Annotated in this window: 21 protein-coding genes and 3 tRNA genes; 12 read left to right on the top strand and 12 right to left on the bottom strand. The window is 67.6% G+C overall.

Going from position 1 to position 22,081, the window contains the following annotated elements:
- Together B2869_RS08465 and hpt are read right to left on the bottom strand one after the other, a co-directional pair.
- Nucleotides 1-944, bottom strand: a 944-nt coding sequence (locus B2869_RS08465; RefSeq protein WP_292765032.1) for an AAA family ATPase, incomplete at its 3' end; no start/stop codon positions are given.
- Nucleotides 945-1,017: 73 nt separating this feature from the next.
- On the bottom strand, nucleotides 1,018-1,569 hold the full coding sequence (gene hpt / locus B2869_RS08460) for a hypoxanthine phosphoribosyltransferase (protein WP_021198722.1): 552 nt from the start codon (nucleotides 1,567-1,569) through the stop codon (nucleotides 1,018-1,020).
- A gap of 131 nt (nucleotides 1,570-1,700) precedes the next feature.
- Between hpt and B2869_RS08455 the strand changes: the two genes are divergently transcribed.
- Nucleotides 1,701-2,300: a DUF937 domain-containing protein gene (locus tag B2869_RS08455; protein ID WP_292765025.1), complete on the top strand. Its 600-nt coding sequence runs from the start codon at nucleotides 1,701-1,703 to the stop codon at nucleotides 2,298-2,300.
- A gap of 65 nt (nucleotides 2,301-2,365) precedes the next feature.
- Here B2869_RS08455 and tilS read toward each other — a convergent pair whose 3' ends face one another.
- A complete protein-coding gene (gene tilS / locus B2869_RS08450; protein ID WP_292765022.1) occupies nucleotides 2,366-3,358 on the bottom strand; it encodes a tRNA lysidine(34) synthetase TilS in 993 nt (330 codons plus the stop codon).
- A gap of 90 nt (nucleotides 3,359-3,448) precedes the next feature.
- Between tilS and B2869_RS08445 the strand changes: the two genes are divergently transcribed.
- Entirely contained in the window at nucleotides 3,449-4,114 is a 666-nt protein-coding gene (locus B2869_RS08445; protein WP_292765019.1) for a TMEM175 family protein, read from the top strand.
- An 82-nt stretch (nucleotides 4,115-4,196) separates the two neighbouring features.
- Nucleotides 4,197-4,688, top strand: coding sequence for an inorganic diphosphatase (locus B2869_RS08440; RefSeq protein WP_021198726.1), 492 nt, complete (start codon nucleotides 4,197-4,199; stop codon nucleotides 4,686-4,688).
- Between the two features lie 77 nt (nucleotides 4,689-4,765).
- Here B2869_RS08440 and B2869_RS08435 read toward each other — a convergent pair whose 3' ends face one another.
- Nucleotides 4,766-6,145, bottom strand: coding sequence for a M23 family metallopeptidase (locus B2869_RS08435; RefSeq protein WP_292765013.1), 1,380 nt, complete (start codon nucleotides 6,143-6,145; stop codon nucleotides 4,766-4,768).
- A gap of 210 nt (nucleotides 6,146-6,355) precedes the next feature.
- Between B2869_RS08435 and B2869_RS08430 the strand changes: the two genes are divergently transcribed.
- The 3 genes from B2869_RS08430 to B2869_RS08420 all read left to right on the top strand — a co-directional run bounded on the left by B2869_RS08430 (nucleotide 6,356) and on the right by B2869_RS08420 (nucleotide 6,673).
- Nucleotides 6,356-6,428, top strand: a tRNA-Glu gene (locus B2869_RS08430).
- A 29-nt stretch (nucleotides 6,429-6,457) separates the two neighbouring features.
- Nucleotides 6,458-6,531 (top strand) — tRNA-Asp (locus B2869_RS08425).
- 69 nt (nucleotides 6,532-6,600) lie between these two features.
- Nucleotides 6,601-6,673, top strand: a tRNA-Phe gene (locus B2869_RS08420).
- A 176-nt stretch (nucleotides 6,674-6,849) separates the two neighbouring features.
- Here B2869_RS08420 and B2869_RS08415 read toward each other — a convergent pair.
- Together B2869_RS08415 and B2869_RS08410 are read right to left on the bottom strand one after the other, a co-directional pair.
- Entirely contained in the window at nucleotides 6,850-7,692 is an 843-nt protein-coding gene (locus B2869_RS08415) for a transposase (protein ID WP_292765010.1), read from the bottom strand.
- A gap of 61 nt (nucleotides 7,693-7,753) precedes the next feature.
- The gene (locus B2869_RS08410) at nucleotides 7,754-8,017 is read right to left on the bottom strand and encodes a hypothetical protein (protein ID WP_292765007.1); all 264 of its coding nucleotides are present in this window, start codon (nucleotides 8,015-8,017) and stop codon (nucleotides 7,754-7,756) included.
- Between the two features lie 136 nt (nucleotides 8,018-8,153).
- Between B2869_RS08410 and B2869_RS08405 the strand changes: the two genes are divergently transcribed.
- The 3 genes from B2869_RS08405 (at nucleotide 8,154) to B2869_RS08395 (ending at nucleotide 10,660) form a co-directional block, all read left to right on the top strand.
- On the top strand, nucleotides 8,154-8,459 hold the full coding sequence (locus tag B2869_RS08405; protein ID WP_021198731.1) for a hypothetical protein: 306 nt from the start codon (nucleotides 8,154-8,156) through the stop codon (nucleotides 8,457-8,459).
- A 52-nt stretch (nucleotides 8,460-8,511) separates the two neighbouring features.
- Nucleotides 8,512-9,036, top strand: coding sequence for a hypothetical protein (locus B2869_RS08400; RefSeq protein WP_292765003.1), 525 nt, complete (start codon nucleotides 8,512-8,514; stop codon nucleotides 9,034-9,036).
- 220 nt (nucleotides 9,037-9,256) lie between these two features.
- On the top strand, nucleotides 9,257-10,660 hold the full coding sequence (locus B2869_RS08395; protein WP_292765000.1) for a DivIVA domain-containing protein: 1,404 nt from the start codon (nucleotides 9,257-9,259) through the stop codon (nucleotides 10,658-10,660).
- Nucleotides 10,661-10,746: 86 nt separating this feature from the next.
- Here the strand turns inward: B2869_RS08395 and B2869_RS08390 are convergent, their stop codons facing one another.
- From B2869_RS08390 to B2869_RS08375, 4 genes are all read right to left on the bottom strand, one after another.
- The gene (locus B2869_RS08390; RefSeq protein WP_315073595.1) at nucleotides 10,747-11,865 is read right to left on the bottom strand and encodes a fatty acid desaturase family protein; all 1,119 of its coding nucleotides are present in this window, start codon (nucleotides 11,863-11,865) and stop codon (nucleotides 10,747-10,749) included.
- A 158-nt stretch (nucleotides 11,866-12,023) separates the two neighbouring features.
- Complete coding sequence (locus B2869_RS08385; RefSeq protein ID WP_136025421.1) at nucleotides 12,024-12,308, bottom strand: hypothetical protein; 285 nt, start codon at nucleotides 12,306-12,308, stop codon at nucleotides 12,024-12,026.
- A 202-nt stretch (nucleotides 12,309-12,510) separates the two neighbouring features.
- Nucleotides 12,511-13,470 (bottom strand): intradiol ring-cleavage dioxygenase, encoded by a 960-nt coding sequence (locus B2869_RS08380; RefSeq protein ID WP_292764990.1) that lies wholly within the window; start codon nucleotides 13,468-13,470, stop codon nucleotides 12,511-12,513.
- 79 nt (nucleotides 13,471-13,549) lie between these two features.
- The gene (locus B2869_RS08375; protein WP_029266282.1) at nucleotides 13,550-14,707 is read right to left on the bottom strand and encodes a low temperature requirement protein A; all 1,158 of its coding nucleotides are present in this window, start codon (nucleotides 14,705-14,707) and stop codon (nucleotides 13,550-13,552) included.
- 351 nt (nucleotides 14,708-15,058) lie between these two features.
- Here B2869_RS08375 and B2869_RS08370 point away from each other — a divergent pair, with 351 nt between their 5' ends.
- The 3 genes from B2869_RS08370 to B2869_RS08360 are packed head-to-tail and all read left to right on the top strand — an operon-like array spanning nucleotide 15,059 to nucleotide 18,931.
- Nucleotides 15,059-16,585, top strand: a complete 1,527-nt coding sequence (locus B2869_RS08370; RefSeq protein WP_292764987.1) for a sugar transferase — start codon at nucleotides 15,059-15,061, stop codon at nucleotides 16,583-16,585.
- Nucleotides 16,586-16,589: 4 nt separating this feature from the next.
- The gene (locus tag B2869_RS08365) at nucleotides 16,590-17,798 is read left to right on the top strand and encodes a glycosyltransferase (RefSeq protein WP_292764984.1); all 1,209 of its coding nucleotides are present in this window, start codon (nucleotides 16,590-16,592) and stop codon (nucleotides 17,796-17,798) included.
- Nucleotides 17,795-18,931, top strand: coding sequence for a glycosyltransferase (locus B2869_RS08360; RefSeq protein WP_292764981.1), 1,137 nt, complete (start codon nucleotides 17,795-17,797; stop codon nucleotides 18,929-18,931). Before B2869_RS08365 ends, B2869_RS08360 begins: the two co-directional genes overlap by 4 nt.
- A gap of 45 nt (nucleotides 18,932-18,976) precedes the next feature.
- On the opposite strand, the gene B2869_RS08355 is transcribed toward B2869_RS08360, so the two are convergent.
- The gene (locus B2869_RS08355) at nucleotides 18,977-20,287 is read right to left on the bottom strand and encodes a hypothetical protein (protein WP_292764978.1); all 1,311 of its coding nucleotides are present in this window, start codon (nucleotides 20,285-20,287) and stop codon (nucleotides 18,977-18,979) included.
- A 10-nt stretch (nucleotides 20,288-20,297) separates the two neighbouring features.
- Nucleotides 20,298-22,081 (bottom strand): right-handed parallel beta-helix repeat-containing protein (locus tag B2869_RS08350; protein ID WP_292764975.1); only part of this gene is annotated, 1,784 nt, incomplete at its 5' end.

Genomic DNA, 22,081 nt, shown 5'->3' with positions numbered 1-22,081 from the left:
AGCACGTCGGGCCGGTTGGTGGCGGCAATCAGGATCACATTGGTGGTGGAGTCGAAGCCGTCCATCTCCACCAGGAGCTGGTTCAGGGTCTGCTCACGCTCGTCGTGGCCACCGCCCATGCCGGCGCCTCGGTGGCGGCCGACGGCGTCGATCTCGTCGATGAAGATGATGGCGGGCGCATTCTCCTTGGCCTGGCCGAAGAGGTCGCGCACGCGAGAGGCGCCGACGCCGACGAACATCTCGACGAAGTCGGAACCGGAGATGGAGTAGAACGGGGCGCCTGCCTCGCCGGCGACGGCGCGGGCGAGGAGCGTCTTGCCGGTTCCGGGAGGGCCGTACAGCAGCACGCCCTTCGGGATGCGGGCGCCGATGGCCTGGAACTTCGCGGGGTCCTGGAGGAACTCCTTGATCTCATGGAGTTCTTCGATGGCCTCGTCGGCACCGGCGACATCGGCGAAGGTGACCGTGGGGGTCTCCTTGTTGACGAGCTTGGCCTTGGACTTGCCGAACTGCATGACCTTGCCGCCGCCACCCTGCATGGACGACAGGAGCCACCAGAACAGCAGGCCGAGCAGCACCAGCGGAAGAAGGAGCGAGAGGAAGCCGTCGAACCAGGTCGCACGGGGAACGGCGTCGTTGAAGCCGTCCTTCGGAGCAGCCTCGTTGATCGCGCTGACCACCTCGTCGGCGCGGGCGTCGACGTAGTAGAACTGCACGTCCTCCGAGCCCTTGAAGGGCTTCGAGAGCGTCATGTCCACGCGCTGGTCGCCGTCGGTGTTCACGACCTCGGTGACCGTCGTGCCGGAGAGCAGCTTGAGCCCCTCCTGCGTCGTGATCTGCTTGGGCGCGCCCAGATTCGAGATCAGCAGGAAACCGCCGAACAGGAGCACGCCGATCAGCGCGACGTAGATCAGCGGATTCCGGGTGAGCTTCTTCACATCCATGATCGGATCAGCGTATCGCGCGCGCCCTAGGGGGTCGCTGTGCGTTCACCCACGGCGTAGCGCGTCGCGGTCGTCAGCTGTAGACGTGCGGAGCGAGCACCGCGACGTCGCGCAGGTTGCGGTAGCGCTCGTCGTAGTCGAGGCCGTATCCGACGACGAAATCGGTCGGGATGTCGAACCCGACGTACTTGCAGTCGATGACGACCTTCGCGGCCTCGGGCTTGCGCAGGAGGGCGAGCACCTCGATCGACTCGGCTCCGCGGGATCCGAAGTTCTCCAGCAGCCAGCTGAGGGTCAGGCCCGAATCGATGACGTCCTCGACGATGAGCACGTGCTTGCCGTTCAGGTCGGTGTCGAGGTCCTTGCGGATCTGCACGACACCGCTGGACTTGGTGCTCGCACCGTAGCTCGAGACCGCCATCCAGTCCATCGGTGCGTGGAAGGGCAATGCCCTGGCGAAGTCGGCCATCACCATCACCGCGCCCTTGAGGACGCCGACGAGGACGAGGTCCTTGCCCGCATAGTCCTCTGCGACCTGTGCCGCGAGTTCGTCGAGCTTGGCGAGGATCTGCTCCTCTGTGACGAGAATGCTGGTGAGGTCGTCCTGGATTTCCGCGGCGCGCATGGATCGATTTTAGGCGACGCGATCGGATGCTCGGTCCCGGTGGGTCGAGCGGGAAGGCATCTCCCCCTCCCGCGCCATCCGCACTACTGTGAGCGGTGATGTGGGCGGACGCCCCGACGGAAGGATTCTCCATGGCTCTTGACGACATCCTCAGGCAGGTGCCGATCGACGACATCGCCGAGAAGCTGGGCGTCTCGCGGGACGAGGCCAAGGTCGCGGTCGAGCAGGGCGGTGCGGTGCTGCTCGGCGGGCTCGCGCAGAACGCCCGGACCGACGAGGGCTCGGCCGCGATCCAGAACGCGCTGAAGAAGCACGAGGGCAGCGCCGGCGCCGCGAAGGTCGACGACATCGATCAGGCCGACGGCGGCAAGATCGTCGCGCACATCCTCGGTTCGAAGGAGAAGGAGGTCACGAAGGAGCTCACCGAGTCGAAGGCGACACCCGGCATCGACTTCGGCAAGCTCCTGCCGATCCTCGCCCCCATCGTGATGGGTCTCATCGCGAACGCGAGCAAGGACAAGGCCGCGAAGGCGGATGCCGGCGCGGAGAGCTCGGGAGGCATCGGTGACCTCATCGGGGGCATCCTCGGTGGCGGCGACAAGGGCGGCTCCTCCGGCGGCGGCATCGGCGACGTGATCGGCGGGTTGCTGGGCGGTGGCAACAACGGCTCCGCCGGCGGCGGCATCGACCTCGGAGGGATCCTCGGCGGCCTCTTCGGCGGCAAGAAGTAGAGAGCTTCCGCGCTGAGCGCGTTTCGTCTCGCGAAGACGCCACAGGCGCCCGAGACGAAACGCGCTCAGCGACCGGATGCCGTGAAGACGATGCGGCCGCCCTGTCGCACGACCGAGCACTCGGGGAGGTCGATCGGTCCCTGGCCGCTCCAGTCGGTCACCAGTCGCGCGACCTCGATGGTCTGCACCCGCGTCAAGCTCACCCCGAACTCGCTGTCGACGACGAGGCGGATGATCCTGTTGCGCAGCGCCGCCGGGTTCGCGGCGAGCGCCGCCACGCTGACCGAGATCCCCGCCTCCGCGTGCTCGACGATGTCCTCGATGGTCTCGTGGATCATCTCGTCGAACGCCTCCGCGTCCTCCCGCAGCTGCTCTGCCGTGCGGGCGAGGGCCTCGGCGATGCCGGGACCGAGCTCGGCCTCGAGCACGGGGAGCACGCGCTCGCGCACCCGGACCCTCGCGTAGCGGCCATCGAGGTTGTGCGGGTCATCCCAGGGTTCGAGGGCCGATGCCGCGCAGAATGCCCGCGTCGTCTCCCGGCGCACCCCGAGCAGGGGGCGCACCCACCGCACGCCGTCGTCGTCCTCCCGCACCGGCGCCATCCCCTGCAGGCTCGCGGCGCCGGAGCCGCGGGCGAGTCCGAGGAGCACTGTCTCCGCCTGGTCGTCGAGGGTGTGCCCGAGCAGCACCGCGGCGGCACCGACATCGATGGCCGCATCGCGAAGAACGCCGTAGCGGGCATCGCGAGCAGCGGCTTCGGGCCCTCCCTCTCCGGCGACGTCGACGCGCACGATCAGGGGGTCGAGGCCCAGCTCGGCTGCCGTACGCGCTGCGCCGGAGGCGACCTCCGCGGAATCGTCCTGCAGGCCGTGATCGACCGTCAACGACGCCGCACGGATACCGAGCTTGGGTGCTTCGAAGGCGGTGGCCGCGGCGAGCGCGAGCGAGTCCGCGCCGCCAGAGAGGGCGACGATGACCGTCGATCCTTCGGGGAGTTCGGCGAGCGCTGTGCGCACGGCGAGGCGGATCTCGGCGATGGCGGGAGGAAGTGACGGCACCCGTCCACGCTAGGGCACTCCCCTGCTCGGCGCTCCTCCCATCCGCGTGCGCACGGCGATGCGGCGCTGCGGCGGGGCTATCCTGACGCCGTGACCGACAACACGCGTACACGTCCGTTCCGGACCGAGAGGTTCAAGGCATTCGTCGACGCCGTCGTGGCGATCGCCATGACGCTGCTCATCCTGCCCCTCATGGAGTCGGTCTCCGAGGCCGCATCCGGCCACATGAGCACGGCCGAGTTCCTGGACGAGCATTCGGGGCAGCTGCTGAGCTTCGGGCTGAGCTTCCTCCTCATCGCCACGTTCTGGATGGGACACCACCGCCAGTACCGGGACGTGGAGCGGATCACCGGACCGCTGTTGTGGATAAACGTCGCGTGGATGGCCACGATCGTCTGGTTGCCGGTCCCCACCGCGATGATCGGCCAGATGGACACCGACGCGCTGCAGGCCGTGGTGTACATCGGCACGCTGATCATGACCCAGGTCACCACCCTCGCCGGCTGGCTCTACCTGGCGCGTCATCCCGAACTCGGCGAGGTGTCGACCGAGACCATCCGGTTGGGGGCGATCGGCGACCTCGCGGCGATCATCCTGTTCGCCGCCGCACTCGTCATCGCGGTCGCCGCCTCGCCGAACGGATACGCCGGTCTCTTCCTGCTGCTCCTGAGCGACCCGATGAGCCGACTGCTGAATCGTCTGTTCCGCAGACGATCGAATGACGACGACGTGCCGACCGTCGACGCAGGGTCCTGAGCACGCCGGCCCCCGGGCGTGCGAGCGCCGCGGGTAGGCTAGTCCGCGGTATCCAACCGAACTTTTCCTGAGGAGCACACGCATGGGCGCACACGACGCCGTCATCGAGATTCCGCGCGGCAGCCGCGTGAAGTACGAGGTCGACCACGAGACCGGACGAGTGCACCTCGACCGCGTGCTCTACACGACCTTCGGCTACCCCGCCGACTACGGCTACTTCGACAACACCCTCGGCGAGGATGGCGACCCGCTCGACGTGCTCGTGCTGCTCGACCACGCCATCTACCCCGGTGTCGTCGTCGAGGTCCGCCCCGTTGCCGTGCTCAAGATGAGCGATGAGGCCGGCGGAGACGACAAGCTCGTCGCCGTGCTCTCGAAGGATCCCCGCTGGGCGCACATCCAGGACATCGACGACATCGCCGAGTACACGAAGAAGGAGATCTCGCACTTCTTCGAGCACTACAAGGACCTCGAGCCGAACAAGTGGGTCAAGGTCGACGAGTGGGGCAACGCCGCCGAGGCGCAGCGCATCCTCGACGAGGCGATCGTCCGTTTCGGCGAGCAGGGCCACTGACCCCTCCGCCTGCACGAAGAAGACCCCCGGTTCCGCTCAGCGGCCGGGGGTCTTCGTCGTACAGAGGTGAGAGCTGCTCAGGCGGACACTCCGCGTGCCCCGAGGAAGGCCACGGGGTTCACGGGGCCGCCGTTGACGTAGACCTCGAAGTGCAGGTGGCAACCGAACGAGCGGCCCGTGTTCCCCGCGTAGGCGATGACCTGGCCGGAGTTGACCCTCTGTCCCGAACGGACGAGGATGCCGCCGTCGCGGATGTGTGCGTAGCCGGTCCCGATGCCGCCGCCGTGCTGGATCCGGATGTAGTTGCCGTATCCGCTGTTCGGGCCGGCATAGTCGACCGTTCCCGAATTCGCGGCGTAGATCGGCGAGCCGCAGCCGTTGGCGAAGTCGGTGCCGTAGTGGAACGAGGAGGAGCAGCCCTGGGAGCCGCACTGCACGGAACGGGGCCCGTATCCCGAGCTCTTTCCTCCGCCGTGCGGGCGGCACCAGCCGCCACTGCCCTGGCTTCCGCCACCGCCGCCACCGCCACCGCCGCCACCACCCGCAGCTGCTGCGGCCGCAGCCGCAGCGCGCTCGGCGGCTTCGCGTTCGCGACGAGCCTTCGCCTCGGCTTCGACACCGGCCTGGTAGCCGGCGACCGTCTGGGTGGTCGTGTCCTTGAGAGCGGCGAGCTGCGCCTGCATCGTGGCGAGGTTCGCCGACTGCTCATCAAGAGCGGCCTGAGCCGCATCCGCCGCCTGCTGAGCCGCGACCATCTTCTCTTCGGCGACCTTCTGCAGCCGGTCGCGCTCGTTCCGCGCGACGACGGCCTGATCGCTGAGGGACTGCGCGGAGTTGCGCGCCGCGACAGCCTTGTCGTAGACCGACTGGTTGTATTCGAGGAGCTTGTCCATCGTGCCCAGGCGCGCGAGCAGCTCATCGGCGTTGCTCGCCGATCCGGCGAAGAACAGCTCCATCGACGTGTCGTCGCCGCCGTTGCGGTAGAGCTGGGCGGCGACCTGGCCCGCTTTGCGTGCGGAGCTGTCGGCCACTTCGGCCTGCTCGTCGGCCTTCGCCTGCATGGAGTCCGCTTCGGTGGCCGCAGCGAAGTAGGCCTGCTGCGCGTCGTAGAACTCCTGGGACGCGGCCTTGGCCGCGGCCTGGGTCTCGGCCACCTTCTGCGTGAGCGACTGGATCAGCCCCTCGATGCGTGAGACCTCGGCGGCCTTGGCCGCCTCGTTGTTCTTCGCGCGCTGCACGTCGTCCCAGCTCGGGTACGAGGCGGCATAGGCGGCGGAGACACCGTTGGTGATGCCGAAGGCGCTCAGCGCGACGACACCGAGCGCGCCGATGCCGAGGGCTCCACGACGGCTGATGCCGTTCTTGCCGAACGCGCGACGTTCTGTCGGGCTGGGCGCGCAGCCGCAGTCCTCGGATGCCGCAGCGACTGCTGCATCCAGCGTGATCTTGTCGTTCACACGGCCCCTTCCGCCGGTTTCACAGTTGCCACACTAACAACAACTTTCACATCCGCACCAGGGGGCATCACGGCGTCTACGTCCACTCCCGACACGTCGATCGTCCCCCCGAAACACGCCCGGGTTGCGGCGCCGCGCCCTCGATTCGCGATTTGCCCGAAACATCCCTTATGCTTGAGCGTCGGCAAGGAAGTCCCCCGGGACTGACTCGGCCCCATCGTTTAGCGGCCTAGGACGCCGCCCTTTCACGGCGGTAGCACGGGTTCGAATCCCGTTGGGGTCACACCTTCCGATATAATTGAAAACAAGTATGGCCCTGTAGCGCAGTTGGTTAGCGTGCCGCCCTGTCACGGCGGAGGTCGCGGGTTCAAGTCCCGTCAGGGTCGCTCCGTGCGATGAGCTCTTTCTTCGGAGAGGGCTCTTCGTCTAGGACGCGACAGGTTCGCCGGTCGCGCGGCTCTGTAGCTCAGTTGGTAGAGCGTTCGACTGAAAATCGAAAGGTCACCGGATCGATGCCGGTCGGAGCCACACGGCTGATCATTACAATCAGCCCAGAAACCCTCGCCTAGCTTCTACATGGCGGGGGTTTTGCTTTGCCCTGATGAGACACGGTTTCTACGCCGCTCCCCCCGGGGTGTTCCTACCCGGCCGCCGAGCGATCGGGCACATCCCGACGCTGCGTCCCGACCGGAGGACGCGGTTGATCAGAGCGCGTCCTTCGCCTTCCGGGCGCGGTCCAGAGCATCGGCAGCGGCTTCCGCCCGCGCTGCCGCCTCGGAATGACCCTGCTCCGCTTCCGGAATTTCGCGCTCGACCTTGACGAGGTCGGCGCGAGCTCGGGCCAGCTGGGTCTCGAGGTCTGACACATGCTCGCTGAGTCCATCCCGGCGGGCACGCAGCTCCGACACCGCTTCCTCTCGCCGTGTCAGCTCGCGTTCAGCCGATGTATGGTCCTTCTCCGCGGCGGCGACCGCGTGCTCCGCGTCTCGGCGCGCGCGACGTGCTTGCAGTTCGTCCGCTGGCGGCGCGGAGACAGGCGGCAGCTCGGGCACGTCCCCCGACACGGCGTCACGGATGTCGTCCGGCGTCGCGGACGGCTCCAACGCACGCGACAACCGCCCGGAGGCGACGGCCGCGGCCGCCCCCGGATCGTAGAAGGCCGCGGAGATGCTCTGCTCGACCGCGTCGAGTGTCGAGGGCGTGACGCGCTCTCCCCTGGAGGAAGCCAACTCCCCCGCGGCCTGGGCGAGCTTCCGCGTCAGCGCGCGACGCTCTCGGCCGAGTTTCGCCAATGCCACCGCGTCCAGGTCCTCCTGCGCTTCGCGGAGCTCCCGGGCCAGCGTGAGAGCCTCCCCGAGCTGCACAGCGCGCTCCTGCGCGAACACGTTCACCACCCAGGCGGCGATCGACGGTTTGCGCAGCGCGAGGATCCGCGGCGCGAGGCTCGCGTCGGCCTCGGCGGCGCGGGCTTTGCGCGACGACACGAACGCCTCGAGGGGCCCGGCATAGAGTTCGGCCGCGATCTCCTCGAAGGTGGGGCCGGTCATGCGCCCACGATACGCCCGGCACGGTCCTTCGTCGTCGGGGCGCCGGTCTCCTCTCGCACGCTCACAGCAAGTCGTACTCGCCGCCGTACGGCACCGCACTGTCGCCGGTGTCGCGCGCGTCGAACTCCACCGTCTCGACCGAGATCACGACCTGGGTCGCCGCGGTGATGAGCACGCTGACCGATCGATTGCCCACCACGACGAATTCGACGAACCCTCCGCCGGCGCGCATCGCCTCTTCCATGCGCTCTCTCAGCTCGGCGACGTCCTGACCCTGGGCCAGGAAGAACTCCGATTCGTTGAGCGCAATCCGCGTCCGCGCCATCGTCTGCACCTTGCCCTCCACTCGTTGTCACTCCGCTGTCGTCATGCTGCGACGGTATCGAGGGGATCACCTCTCGCAGAGGGGGTTGCGCACAGACCTCAGAAGAGGCAGTACGCGCGCGGTGTAGCGTGCTCTCATGGGCAGACTGCGCTACGACGGGACTTCCGATCCGATCCTCATCGAGGACGCGACGCTGGCGCACCTGAAGATCGTCATCTCGACGAAGCTCCGCCGCCAGGAGAGCTTCATGATGACGTGGCGTCCCGTCACCGACGGCGTCGACAAGCGCGCCACCGTCTGGATCCACCCGGCGATCCCGCTCCAGTTCGGGTACGACGCGGCGGAGCAGCCGCCCATCGACCCCCGGCTGATCGCGGAGATGATGCAGGCCCTCAATGCCTCGGGCGAGCTGGTCCTCGACCACCTGGTCACCCCCGTCTGACGTCGCTCCCCGACCGCACCGGAGCACACGCGGATCCGGATACGCTGTGCCCGTGGACCCCGCCCCCTACCTCCTTCTCGGCCTGCCGATCCTCGCGTTGATCGTCGGCGGCCCGCTCCTGAGGAAACGCTTCAGCCGGGGCGCCTCCGAAGCCGGTGCGAGAGCGGGGAAGAGGTTCGCCTCGGACCGGCTCGACACAGCCCTCGGCGTGCTCGGCACCACGCTGGTGATCCAGGCGCCCGAAGGTCGTGCTCGCGAGATCGTGGCGTCGGCGATGGTGGAGAAGGAGCGGGAGTACGTCATCCGCGATGACGGCGCCTACGGCATCCGGTTCGTCGAGCCGGACGACACCGTCGTGCGCCTCATCCCCGTCGCCGAAGGCACCCGGCTGCAGATCGAGACGTTCCATGAGTACTTCGGTTTTCCGCAGACGGTGCAGCCCTGGGTCGATCTGCGGGAGCGCATCGCGTCCGCGGCACGAGCCCAGGGGATCTCGGTCGCCGACGGACCACCTGTCCGGTACACACGCGGCGACCCTCTCGACGACCGGAACGCGCGCTGGATGCGCGACACGTGACCTGCCCGGCACCGCGATCTCCGTCTCCGCCCGCGGGAGCAGAAGACGGGCGCGCAACTCACAGCCGACGCAACTAGGCTGGGGAGCGCGCCCTGCCCGCCGGGCTCCGCCGGGTCACGGTGGTGGCGTGCGCCCTGACGACCTCCTCCGGTCCACACGGTCCCGACTGTCGGGACGGAGCCGCCGCTCCCGGTGTGACCACGCCAGAAAGGCTAGAACCATGAGCGAATCCCCCGGAACCGCCGACCGCGATGGCGAGCGCTCCCCGGACTTCTTCGATCAGCTGATCGAGACCACCCCGCGCGACCAGCAGGGCGCCTTCACCGTCGGCTTCCGCGGCTATGACAAGGCAGAGGTCGACGCCGCGCTGGCGACCCTTCGCAATCAGCTCAAGCAGGCCGCCGCCGACGTCGCCGAGGCGCAGGCCCGTGAAGAGGACGCCGTCGAAGCCGTGCGTGAAGAGGAGCGCAAGGCCCGTGAGGCCCTCGAAAGTGAGCTGACTGCCGCCAAGGTCAAGGCGTTGGACGCCGAGCAGCAGGTCGCGACCCTGACGTCCGAGCTCGTCGATGCCCCGCAGCCCGACGGTGAAGAGGCACCGTCCCGTCAGCAGTTCGAGGCGATCCTGCGGGTCGCCGAAGAACAGGCGAACGTCCTCATCCAGAACGCGGCGGTGCAGGCCGACCGCCTGATGACCTCCGCCCGTGAGGAGGTGGCCGCGCAGCGTGCCGAAGCCGAGGCCGACGCCGAGCGGATCACCGCCCAGGCGCAGCGCGACGCCGACCAGGTGCGCCTGAAGATGGACACCGAGTACACGGCACACGAAGCGCGCATCGAGCGCGAAGCCGCACACGCAGCGGAGAAGGTGAACCAGGCGGCGCAGGAGGCCACGGCGATCCGCACGGAAGCCGAGAAGGGCGCGGCCGCGCTGCGCTCCCTCGTCACGCGCGAGACCACCCAGCTGCGTGCCGACGCCGAGCGCGACGTCCGCGACATGAACGCGCGCGTGCTGGAATTCGAGGAGACCCTCACCCGCCGTCAAGACGATGCGCAGCAGGAGTTCCTCGTGCTGCACAATCAGGCTGTGGCACACGCCGAGCGCATCACCAATGACGCGAACGAGCAGGTCACCGCATCGCTCGAGCATGCCCAGCGCATCTCGGCACGCGCCGAGGACTACGAGCGTCTGACCCGCTCGCAGGCGCAGGCGATCGAGGCCGAAGCCCAGGTCCGTGCGCGCGAGACCCTCGAGCGCGCTCGCGCGAAGGCGCAGAAGATCGTCGACTCGGTCACCGGCCACACCACGGCGGTACTGCACGACGCAGAGGACCGCACCCGTCAGCTGCGGTGGCAGCAGCAGCAGCTGTCGAGCTTCATGGCCGAGGTGCGCGAGCTGATCCGCCCCGACGGCATCTTCTCCGACGAGGCACTGCCGACGGAGCTCACCGGAGCGGATGCACCCGTCACCGCAGCGCCTGCAGAGGTCGCCGACCAGGTCGCCGTAGCCGAGACGCCGGAGGAGACATTCCTCGGTGACGAGGTGCTCGAAGACGAGCTCGACGACGATCGCCCTCTCGAGAAGATCACGATCGACGTGGTGGAGACCAAGAAGAAGTCCTCCAAGTAGACGCACACACGACAGAGGCGCGAGCAGGAATTCCTGCTCGCGCCTCTGTCGTCCCCGGGCTGATCAGGGCCCGGTGAGATCGGGGGCTATGCCCGGCCGAACTGTGCGACTGCCGGGCAGTCGAAGGGATCGGCGCCGGCAGACAGTCCGACGCGGTTCAGGTACTCGATCACGATCATGTACGAGCGGCCGAGGCTGGTCTCCGTGTACGGCACGTCATTCGCCGCGCAGTAGTCGCGCACGATCTCGCGCGCCTTCGCCAGGTGCGGTCGCGGCATGCTCGGGAAGAGGTGGTGCTCCACCTGGTAGTTCAGCCCGCCCATGAGCCAGGTCGTCCACCATCCGCCGCTGATGTTGCGGGAGGTGCGGACCTGCTTGGTGAAGAAGTCGAGACGGGCGCCGGGCTCGATGATCGGCATGCCCTTGTGGTTCGGCGCGAACGCGGCGCCCATGTAGACGCCGAACACCGCGAACTGCACGCCCATGAAGGCGAAGGCCATTCCGAGCGGGAGCATCATGAACACGGGCACCAGGATGAGGGCGAACCGCAGCGCGATGATGCCGAGCTCGGTCCAGCGTCCCTTGACGTTCTTCGTCGTCGTGAGGTACTTCAGCCCGAGGAAGTGGAGGTTCAGCCCCTCGAGCGTCAGCAGCGGGAAGAACAGCCACCCCTGCTTGCGAGTGATCAGCTTGATCAGGCCCTTCGCCTTCGCGGCGTCTTCTTCGAGGAACGAGATCGTGTCGACCTCGATGTCGGGGTCCTTGCCGACCTGGTTCGGGTTGCCGTGGTGCTTGGTGTGCTTCGAATCCCACCAGGAGTAGCTCATGCCGATGCTGGCGATCACGATGCGGGCGAGCTTGAAGTTCGCCGGCCCCGTGGAGAGGATCTGACGATGGGCGGCTTCGTGGCCGAGGAACGCGATCTGCGTGAGGACGATGCCGAGGCCCGCGGCGATGAGCAACTGGAACCAGCTGTCACCGAGCAGGATGAAGCCGGTGATGAGGCCGCCGAGCGCCACAGCGATACCGGTGGCCACGAAGATGTAGAACCACTGGGTGCGCTGAAGCAGCCCGGTCTCCTTGACGACCTGCGAAACCTGCTTGTACGCCTTCGCCATGGGAGGGAAGTCCGCGTTGCCGGAATATGTCTGACGAATCGGACCCAGCGTTGCCGCGGTCGGTTCGATCTGTGTGATGGAGATGATCTTCTCCTGACGATCGGAGCCCTTGAGCTGTGAAAGCCCAAGGCAGCTGCCCAACGCTTACCTCACAGTAGCCCTAGCTCTATACGCGTCAGGGAATACATCGGAACCTCTCGTCGAGCCCCCAGTCACGGGCGGGCGTGCAGGGGTTCCCGCCACGCTCAGGCGCGAGCGCGGCGGGTCCGGCGACGCCAGGCGCGCGGCACGATCGTCGGGAAGACGGATCCGCGCCGCTCGGAACGGATCGCGTCTTCGAGCGCGCGGAAGGCGTCGTCGAGCGTGTCGAAGACGCCGAGCTCGGCGCCGTGGTTGTCGCGCACGAGGTGCGCAGTGCCATCGAACTCGACGAAGCCGGCGAACTCGCCGTCGCGCGTCGCGACGTGCACATCGGTGTCGGCCTGCTTCCAGGTCAACGGGTCGGACGGGGGAAAGGTGGTGGTGCTCATGGTGATGCTCATTGCTGTGTGGCGGACACGCGTGGGCGCTCCGCAAGATGTGAGACCGAGGGCGGATTCCGCACGCATCGATGTGCGCGGTCCGTAATGGCCCTGATCAGTGGCGACGTGGCGGCCGAGAGGGGCGATGCACACACGCTGCACGATAACTATAGCAGATCGATGCCACGGGCCTCTCATCGCCGTTCGCTGCTCAGTTCGACGGCGGCTGTCCCCCACCGCCGGGACCACCCTGCCCTCCGCTCGTCGCCGGAGCAGTCGCGGTGTCGACACCCACCACGAGGGTGGCCGCATACCCATCCCGCACGCTTCCGGTGACCGCGGCCAGCTGCAGCGCAGCGGAATCGTCACCGAAGACGTTGTCGCTCGCCAACGTGATCTGCGCGAGGTTCCTCGCGGATCCGTCGTAAGCGGCCTCGGCGTAGACATCCCTGCACGCCGCCTCCGGGAGCGCCAGCTGCGACGTGGCGATGGCCGCGGTCGAATCGGTGATCGACCCGACGTCGGGATACACCTCGAAGTGGATGTGGGGCCAGCGCCCCGAGTAGCATCCCGGGAACACCGAGGTGAACGAGACCCTGCCGTCCGCATCCGCCACCTGCACGCCGCGCAGGTACGTCACGTCCTCCAGGCCGGAGGAGTACATCGAATACCCACCCTGCGCCGTGCAGTGCCACGCGTACACCGCGACTCCGGCGAAGGGCACTCCCCCGTTCGCGAGATCGAGCACCTGCAACTCGAACGTGAGCGGAACGCCGTCTGCCGTCGCCCCGCCGTCGATCGACGACCGGATGTCCTGACGGACGATCCCCGCGTCCTCCAGCACGTCGGGGCCGTTCGAGCCGTCGCCGGGGTAGGGGCCCGCCGTCTCGTCGGGGATCTCACCCACGCCCGCGACATCGCCGCTGGAAGTCCCCGCGGTCGCGCTCGGCGTGGCGGCGCTCGTCGATCCGCCCGATGCCGCCGGCGCGCAGGCCGCGAGGACGACGGCGCCGAGCCCGATCCCCGCGAGTCCGAGCACCCCGCGCCGGCTCAGCAGCGTACGGATGTCGAAGGCTGCCCCCTGATCGACCACCTCCTCGTCCACACGGTCGAGCAGACGCCCCTCGTAGGCGGGACCGTCAGGGGTCTGGGTGGGTTCCGGGATGCTCATGATCTGTCTCCTCGTCGACGGGCGTCTGGTGCGTGTCCCCCAGCGTCGCGGAGCTTCCGATCAGAACCCTCTGCCGGCGCTATGCCCTGTCTATGCGCGTGGGGTCCATGCGCGTGGACTCCACGGGAGGATGAAGCACCAGCACCACCACGACGACGACAAGGACGAGCGCGGTGAGGGTGACGGGGATGGGCAGCACCGGATCGAGCAGCACCAGCAGGGCACCGAGAGGAACGACCGTGTTCACCACGCGATCGGCGTTCTGGCGGATCGCGATCCACCAGATGCCCACGAGGAAGATCGCGATCGGGATCGTCACCGTGAACGAGGCCGCGAGGTTCGACAGGTGGCTCTTCCCGGTCAGCACGTCGATCTCGACCTCGATCCCGGCCGAGAAGGCCGCCGCGGCGGCGAAGACGAAATAGTGCGTATAGCCGTAGCGCAGCGAGCGGCCGAAGCTCGTGATCGCACGGTGATGCGGGGGCCAGAAGTAGATCCACCACAACGACGCCGTGACCACGAGCGTGAGGACGGAGATCGCGATCAGCGGGCCGAGACTCTCGACCTCGTGAAGCGCATCGATGATGGCGTTCGCGGATGCGAGAAGGCTCTCACCGAGCACGATCAACGTGAACAGCCCGTAACGCTCGGTGATGTGGTGCGGATGCCACGGCGTCTGCCTCCGGTATTCGGCGAACACCGGAACACTGATCTCGATCAGGGCGAAGACCACGAAGGCGGCGAACTGCAGCGGTCCCGCCGGGATCAGGAGGAACAGGATCCACAGCACCTGGACCGCGGCGATGCCGAAAGCGTACCGGCGCGTCGCCGAACGCAGTTCACCGGCCGATCGTGACGCTCGCAGCCATTGCGCCACCATCGCCACCCGCATCACGACATACCCGAGTACCGGGATGGTGAAGTCGCTCTCATTGAACGCCGCGGGGATGCCGGCGGCGAAGACGAGGACTCCTCCCATCTGCACGAACGTCGTGACGCGATAGAGCCAGTCATCGGTGTCGAACGACGTGGCGAACCAGGTGAAGTTCATCCAGGCCCACCAGATCGCGAAGAACAGCATCGCGTAGGAGGTGACCCCGTGCAGGAAATCTCCTTCGCTGAGGGCATGGTGCAGCTGTGCGGAGGCGATGCTCACCGCCACGACGAAGACCAGATCGAAGAAGAGTTCGAGCGGGCTCGCGGTGCGATGCGGCTGAGAAGGGTCGCGCGGCAGCATCGTTCGGAGCTGGAAGCGTGGAGTGTCGGTGTTCGCGGTCACCGCGACAGGATAGCCCCCGACCAGGCGCTCCTCGCCGCCCCCGTTCGTCCATTCACCAGAATTACCTTCCCGTGGCGACGATGTTCCGCTACAGTGGATCAGGTCTGCAGTGCCTGCTGTCAGCGCTCACCGTGTGGGACGGTGAGAACGCACTCCGTGATGTGGGAATCACGGAGAGTTTCAGCAGGACCCGAGGGGTCGGGACGCAGACGAATGCCGTGAACGTGGGGTTCATGGTCTGGGGAAACTGGGGAAACACATGTCGCACTGGGGATTTTTGCGTACATTCACGGCTCACGAGGCCTCGGCATGACTTCCGTCGAGGATGCTCTGAGCATCGCTCGGACGGGCTTCGTGCCGGTCGCGGCTCCGCGAGCTGCCAAGTCGGTGACGCGCACGGTGGTCACACCGCGTGCTTCGGCGACTCTGGAAAGACGCCGTCAGTGGGAGCGTCGCTATCGGATGCGTCTGCGGACGACGGATGCAGCTGTCATCCTGTTCGCGCTCGGTCTGACGGCAGCGGTCCAGCTGGCCTCCGGCGTCTCCGGGCTCGAGGTCATGCGCGACGGCATTCCGCTCGCCGCGCTGTGGTACCTCATGCTCAGCGCGATGCACACGCGGGACGCCGCGTTGTTCCGCGCTAGTGCCACCGAGTATCGGGGCGTCGTGCACGCCTCGGGACTCGCCTTCGGGATCATCGCCATCGTGGCGGTCCTGCTCGCATGGAAGTCGATGCAACTGACGCTGCTGCTGGGGCTGCCCGTCGGTGTGCTGACTCTTCTGGTGACCAGGTGGCTGTGGCGCCACTGGCTGCAGAAGCAGCGCTCCCAGGGGAGGTTCGCCTCCCGCACTCTCGTCGTCGGCAACAGGGACGACGTGGAGTATGTGGTCCGGACGCTGCACCCGATCGGCGCATCCGGCTACAAGGTGGTCGGCGCGACGCTGCTCGACGGCAACGCGCGCGACATCGTGATCGACGACACGAGGTTCCCGGTTCTGGGGAACGTGAACTCCGTGTCGTCGGTCGCGGCCGAAGTCGGTGCAGACACGATCATCGTGGCGAGCCGCCCCGAGGGTGAGCCCGAGTTCGTCAAGCAGCTGAGCTGGCAGCTCGAAGGGACCGCTGCCGAACTCGTGCTGTCCAGCCGACTCACCGATGTGGCGGGTCCCCGCATCTCCTTCGCCCCGGTGGAGGGCCTGCCGCTGATCCAGGTGCAGATCCCCACCTACGAAGGCGGCCAGCACCTCCTGAAGCGTGCACTGGACGTCGCCGTGGCGACGCTGGCGCTGATCCCGATCGGTCTGCTGGCTCCCGTGCTCGCCGTGCTCATCAAACTGGACTCCCCCGGTCCGGTCTTCTTCTTCCAGGAGCGCGTCGGCCGTGACGGTCGCCGCTTCAAGATAGTCAAGTTCCGATCGATGAAGACGGATGCCGAGAAGCAGCTCGCCGCCCTCAAGGAACAGAACCAGGGCGCCGGGCTCCTCTTCAAGATGAAGGACGACCCGCGCGTCACCCGCGTCGGCAAGGTTCTGCGCAAACTCTCTCTCGATGAGCTGCCGCAGTTCTGGAACGTCCTCATCGGCGACATGAGTGTGGTCGGGCCGCGCCCGCCGCTGCCCAGCGAGGTCACCGACTACGACGGCACCGTCTTCCGGCGCCTCTACATCAAGCCCGGCATCACCGGTCTGTGGCAGGTCTCCGGGCGAAGCGACCTCTCCTGGGATGAGAGCGTCCGCCTCGACCTGCGGTACGTCGAGAACTGGTCCGTGATGAACGACCTGCAGATCATGTGGCGTACCGCCAAGGTCATGGTGCAGCCCAGCGGGGCATACTGATCGGATGAGCAATTCGAACCGCCTCACCATCGCGATGGTGGGGACCCGAGGAGTGCCCGCGGCCTACGGCGGTTTCGAAACCGCCATCGAAGAGGTCGGACGCCGACTCGCGGACCGAGGACACGATGTCGTCGTGTACACCCGCGGCTCCGAGCGGCGTGAGAAGGAGTACCTCGGCATGAGGGTCGTGCATCTTCCTGCCGTCCCCGTGAAGCAGATCGAGACGCTGAGCCACACCGGGCTGTCGGCGTTGCACCTCGTGTTCCGCCGGCGTCCCGACGCGACGTTCGTCTTCAACGCGGCCAACTCGCCGTTCCTGCCCCTCTTCCGGCTGCGTCGTGCACCGGTCGCGCTGCACATGGACGGTCTCGAATGGCGACGCTCCAAATGGGGGCCACGAGGCAAGGCCTACTACCGCTGGGCCGAGCAGTTCGGGGTACGCACGGCAGACGCTCTGATCGCCGATGCGCCGGGGATCGCCGACTATTACCGGCACCAGTTCGGTGTGCCCACCGAACTCATCCGCTACGGCGCCCCCATCCTCGACGAGCTTCCCGAACGCAGCGTGGCCGAGATGGGGCTCAGCACGAAGGGCTATCACCTCGTCGTGGCGCGGTTCGAGCCGGAGAATCACGTGCTGGAGATCGTGGAGGGCTACCGCGACAGCGACGCGAAGCTCCCTCTCGTGGTCGTGGGCTCCGCGCCGTACAGCGCGGGATACACCCAGGAGATACAGCGCGTGGCCGATGGCGACGAACGGATCCGCCTCGTCGGTGGCGTGTACGACCAGGAACTGCTCGACGCGCTGTACGCGAATGCGCTCACCTACGTACACGGACATTCCGTGGGCGGGACCAATCCCTCGCTCCTTCGGGCCATGGGGGCCGGGACCGCCGTGATCGGCTTCGACGTTCCCTTCAACCGCGAAGTACTCGACGGCAACGGGTGGTTCTTCGCCGACGCCGCCGATGTCGCTGCGCACGTCGTGGCGGCCGAGGCCGATCCGGCGTTCGCCGCGGCACGGGGCACGGCGGTGCGGGAGATCGCCCGCACCCGGTTCCGCTGGGACGACGTCGCGGACGAGTACGAAACGCTCGCGCATCGGATCGCCGAGCGTGCGACCATCCACCCATCGGCGCGACGAGCACGTCGCCGACAGACGGACTGGGCCCCCGCTCCCGCCGCGGCGGACGCCGGAGCGGACGGCTCATGAGCGGCAACGGAGGGCAGCGCACCGTCCTGCTCGTGCATCCGGGTGCCGAGCTGTTCGGTTCCGACCGCATGCTTCTGGAGAGCGCGATCGGCCTGGTCGAGTCCGGGGCGCGCGTCGTCGTCGCGCTTCCGAGCTCCGGGCTCCTCGTGAAGGAACTGCGTGCTGCCGGGGTCGAGGTCGTCATCGTCCCGATGCTCGTGCTGCGCAAGGTCCTCCTGACGCCCCGAGGGCTGCCCAAACTCTTCCGTGACACCTTCCGTGGCCTCGGTGCCGCGTGGCGCCTGCTCGGCCACCTACGCCCGGACGTCGTCTACGTGTCGACGATCATCATCCCCGAATGGCCGCTGATCGCCCGGCTGCGGGGCATCCGAACGGTGAGCCACGTCCATGAGGCCGAGGCTTCGGGAAACCGGCTCGTCAACGGCATCCTCTACTCCCCGCACCTGGCCTCCCACCGCACCCTGGTGAACAGCCGATTCAGTCTGGACACGATCCACGCCGCGCTGCCCGCCCTCGCCCGGCGCTCACACGTCGTCTACAACGGCGTCGCCTCTCCCCCGCATCCGGTATCGCCCCGCCCCCGCACCGACGGGCCGCTCCGTGTGCTCTACATCGGACGTCTCTCCCCTCGCAAGGGGCCCGATCTCGTGATCGAGGCGGCTTCCCGACTGCACGCCGCCGGACGCGCTGTGGACGTGACCCTTCTCGGCGCAGTCTTCGAAGGCTACGAGTGGTTCGAGGCCGAGTTGCGGGCACAGGCAGCCGATGCCGGGGTCTCCGTCGACTTCGCCGGGTTCCACACCGACATCTGGCCGTTCCTGGAGAGGACCGATGTGCTCCTCGTCCCCTCGCGGATCGACGAGCCCTTCGGGAACACCGCCGTCGAGGGGATCCTCGCCCTGCGCCCCGTGATCGCCAGCGACAGCAGCGGTCTTCGGGAAGCAGCAGGCGGCTACGGCACTGCGCAGCTCGTCACCGCCGGAGACCCCGACTCCATCGCAACGGCTCTGACCGATATCGACACCCGCTGGGACGAGATGGTCTCGAGCGTCGCGGACAGCCGCGCAGAGGCACTCCGTCGACACGCTCCCGCCGTCTACCGCTCGAGCATCACAGCGCACGTCCTGCGCTGACGGCCGCCGACACACGGCGTCCGGCGGCGATCCGCCCGGATCGGACTACACCGGGTCGAGATCTCCGACCGTCAGCCGCTTCTTGTTCCGGACGATGTAGACCGAGAACGGGATCAGCTGGCAGACGACGAGCGCGAAGGCGACGCCGATCAACGGTCCCGCGATCCCCAGCACCGGGGTCAGCACGAACGAGAGCGTGATGCCGACGGCGGCCATGCTCAGCGTGGGGATCACCTGGAAGCGGATTCCCGGCTTGTCCATGATGAACATGCCCAGGGGGTACACCGCCGCGGTCATCATGATCATCAGACCGAACGCGAAGATCGTGCTCGGCCGCACGGTGAGCTCACCCTGCGTGATGAAGCCGAACAGCCACGGACCGACGAGCCACACCATCACGGTCGCGACGGCGATGGCGGACGCGAACAGGACCGACAGCAGGAACGGTCCGCGCCGGAGATCGCCGTCGTGGCGACTCTTCGCGAAATGGGGCCAGAGCGCGAGACCACCCGCCATCACCAGTCCGTTGAGCGCGAAGAAGACCTGTCCCGCTACTCCGTACTCCGCCACATCGGTGGGACCACCGAGCTGGGCGATCACGTACCGCTGGGAGCCCACGGCGATGGGATAGGTCACCATCTGCGCCAGCATCGGCCACCCCACGTCCATCACCCGGACTCCCGGATACCGCCGAGGGCGCAGGACCATCCGCGCAGCTGCGGGAATCAGGGGGGATGTCGTGCGCGCCGTGATGAGGATGCCGAGCAGCGAGACGATGAAGGAGGCCGCGAAGGAGGCGATGGCGACGAAGGAGTGAAGGTTCTCACCGCCGAACGTCAGCATCAGCCAGACACCGGTCATGGTCAGGGGTGAGATCAGGCCCTGGAGGAGGATGACGATGTGGTTGCGGCGCTGCCCCAGCATGATCCGCGCCCAGACCCCGAGGGGGATGCCGAGGCAGAAGATGGTGACGCAGTAGAACGCGGCCAGCGAAGCGCCGGGGCGACCGCCTGCTTCGCCGAACACCAGCTCCCAGGCTCCGGTGAGCACGAGGATCGTGTTGATCGCCATCGCCGTCGCCGCGAACATCAGCAGAACGCGACCGACCGATGTGAGCTGATATCGAAGCTTCTCGTCTGTGCGCACGTTCTCGCTCGTCGCGACCGCGTTGACCAGAACCGCCCCGCTGCCGAGGTCGGTGAACGTGAGCAGAGAGGGGATCGTCGTCAGCAGCGTGTACAGGGCGAAGCTGTCGACGCCGGCACCGCCGATGATCATCCGGGTCGTGAGTACGCCACAGACCAGCGCGATGACCATCGTCAGCGCACGCGCGCCGACGGCGAGAAGAGAGCCCATACTTACATCGTCACCGGGGCAGGGCCCCCAGCGTCGTGCTGTTGCCGGGGAGTCGTGATACTGAGGCGATATCAGACGGCACCGGGACGGCAACAGAGCCCTGGGCGGCGGCGAACGGCGGAAGCAGCGCGAAGGAGCCATCGATGACCGGAGCACCCTCGATGAACTGCGAACGACGGTCCTGACCCGTCGTGGCCGTGAACCCGGCGAGCGTATCGCTCACGGCGGGGTCCCTGGAGACCGATCCCTTCGACCACGCGGAGAACCATCGGGGCGTCCCCGGCGATGTGCGCTGGTAGAGGTTCCCGTTGATGCTCGACACCATCTGGGACCCGGTGTACTGCATGGAGAAGTCCTGCACGCAGACCAGGCAGTTTCCGGCGCTCTCTGCCATGACGTTGTTCGACATCACGACGTTGCGCACGATCCAGGAGGCCTGTGGCGCGTACCGTGTGCGCGGGTCGTGGCCGGGCGTGTTCGGGTCGGACGCGCGTCGGGCATCCATCCCGATGCTGATGTTCCGGTTGCCGTTGCCGACGAAGGTGTTGTTCCAGATCTTCACATTGCCGGAATTGAGCACGAACAGCCCGAACTCGCCGTTTCGGGCGATGACGTTGTCGGCCACCACGGCCCGCTCCGACAGTTCGACCATGACGCCGTGGCCGGTGTTGCCGATCACGTCGTTGCCTGTGAACGCGATGTCGAGCACCGATTCGTCGAACCACGGTCCTCGTCCGTCGTTGCCGGTGAATGCGCTGTCCGTCACCGTCACCCCGCGAGTCCGCGTGACCTTGAAGGCGCCGGAGACCGGGGAATCGTTGAAGTGCTCCATGTTGTTGCCCACCGAGAGCATCTGGGTCACTCTGAGCCCGTCCGCCTGCGAAGCCCCTCCTCCGAGCAGGCCGTTCCCGATCAGCGACACGCGGGTCAGCGTCGTCCCGGGGGCCCACGAGTAGAAGCCCGTGGTCGAGTTGTCGCGGATGGTCACGTCGGTGAGCGCGACGTTCGGGGCTGCCGCGATCACGGTGCCCATCTGCGGAACGCTGGTGGCGTAGCGGCGCACGCCGATTCCACGCACCTCGCTGCCTGCCGAGCGGATCGACAGAGCCTGCGTAAGCACGCTCGCCTCGACGGATGCGCCCGTGGGGTTCGTTCCGATCACGAGGCGCTTGGCCGCATCATCGACGAAGAAGGTGCCGTCCGAGACCTGCGATGCGGAGGCCACCTCCCGCAGCTGCACCCCGGCGACCCAGACCTGGTCGGGGTGTGCGGCCATCGGGTGGGCCGGATCGACGAAGCGCCACTCGGCCTGAGTATTGTCCGGCGCCCCCTTGGTGTATGTCGGACTGGCGTCGAGAGCCGTGTTCCAGCCGTCGACGATCCACGTGCGTCCCGAGGCCTTCCACCCCGTGACCGGCTTCGCACCGTCGAGCCAGACCGACTCGTTCGGTGCCGGTTGGATCGTGACCCGCTTCTGCGCGGGCACCACGATCTCCTCGTGGTAGGAACCGCCGCGCAGGACGATCGTCCCTCCGTTCGGAACGACGCGCAGCGCGGCAGCGACCGTCTTGACGGGTGAGTTCTTGGTTCCCGAGGCTCCGTCGACTCCCGCGGGAGAGACGTAGACCGCCGTCGCCGGGGCGTCGTAGGCGAGCGTTCCGGGCGGGCGGGCACCGGGAGTCCCGCGCACGCCCTCCGGCGTTCCCGGCGGCACCGGCTCGGGCTCGGGCACCGGCGTCGGCGTCGGCGGCGTCGGCGTCGGACTCGGCGTCGGCGTCGGACTCGGCGTAGGAG

Source organism: Microbacterium sp. UBA3486 (genome assembly GCF_002377845.1).
GTDB lineage: Bacteria > Actinomycetota > Actinomycetes > Actinomycetales > Microbacteriaceae > Microbacterium > Microbacterium maritypicum_A.
Note: the sequence above shows the minus strand (reverse complement) of the source record. Positions and strands in the feature narration are given on the sequence as shown.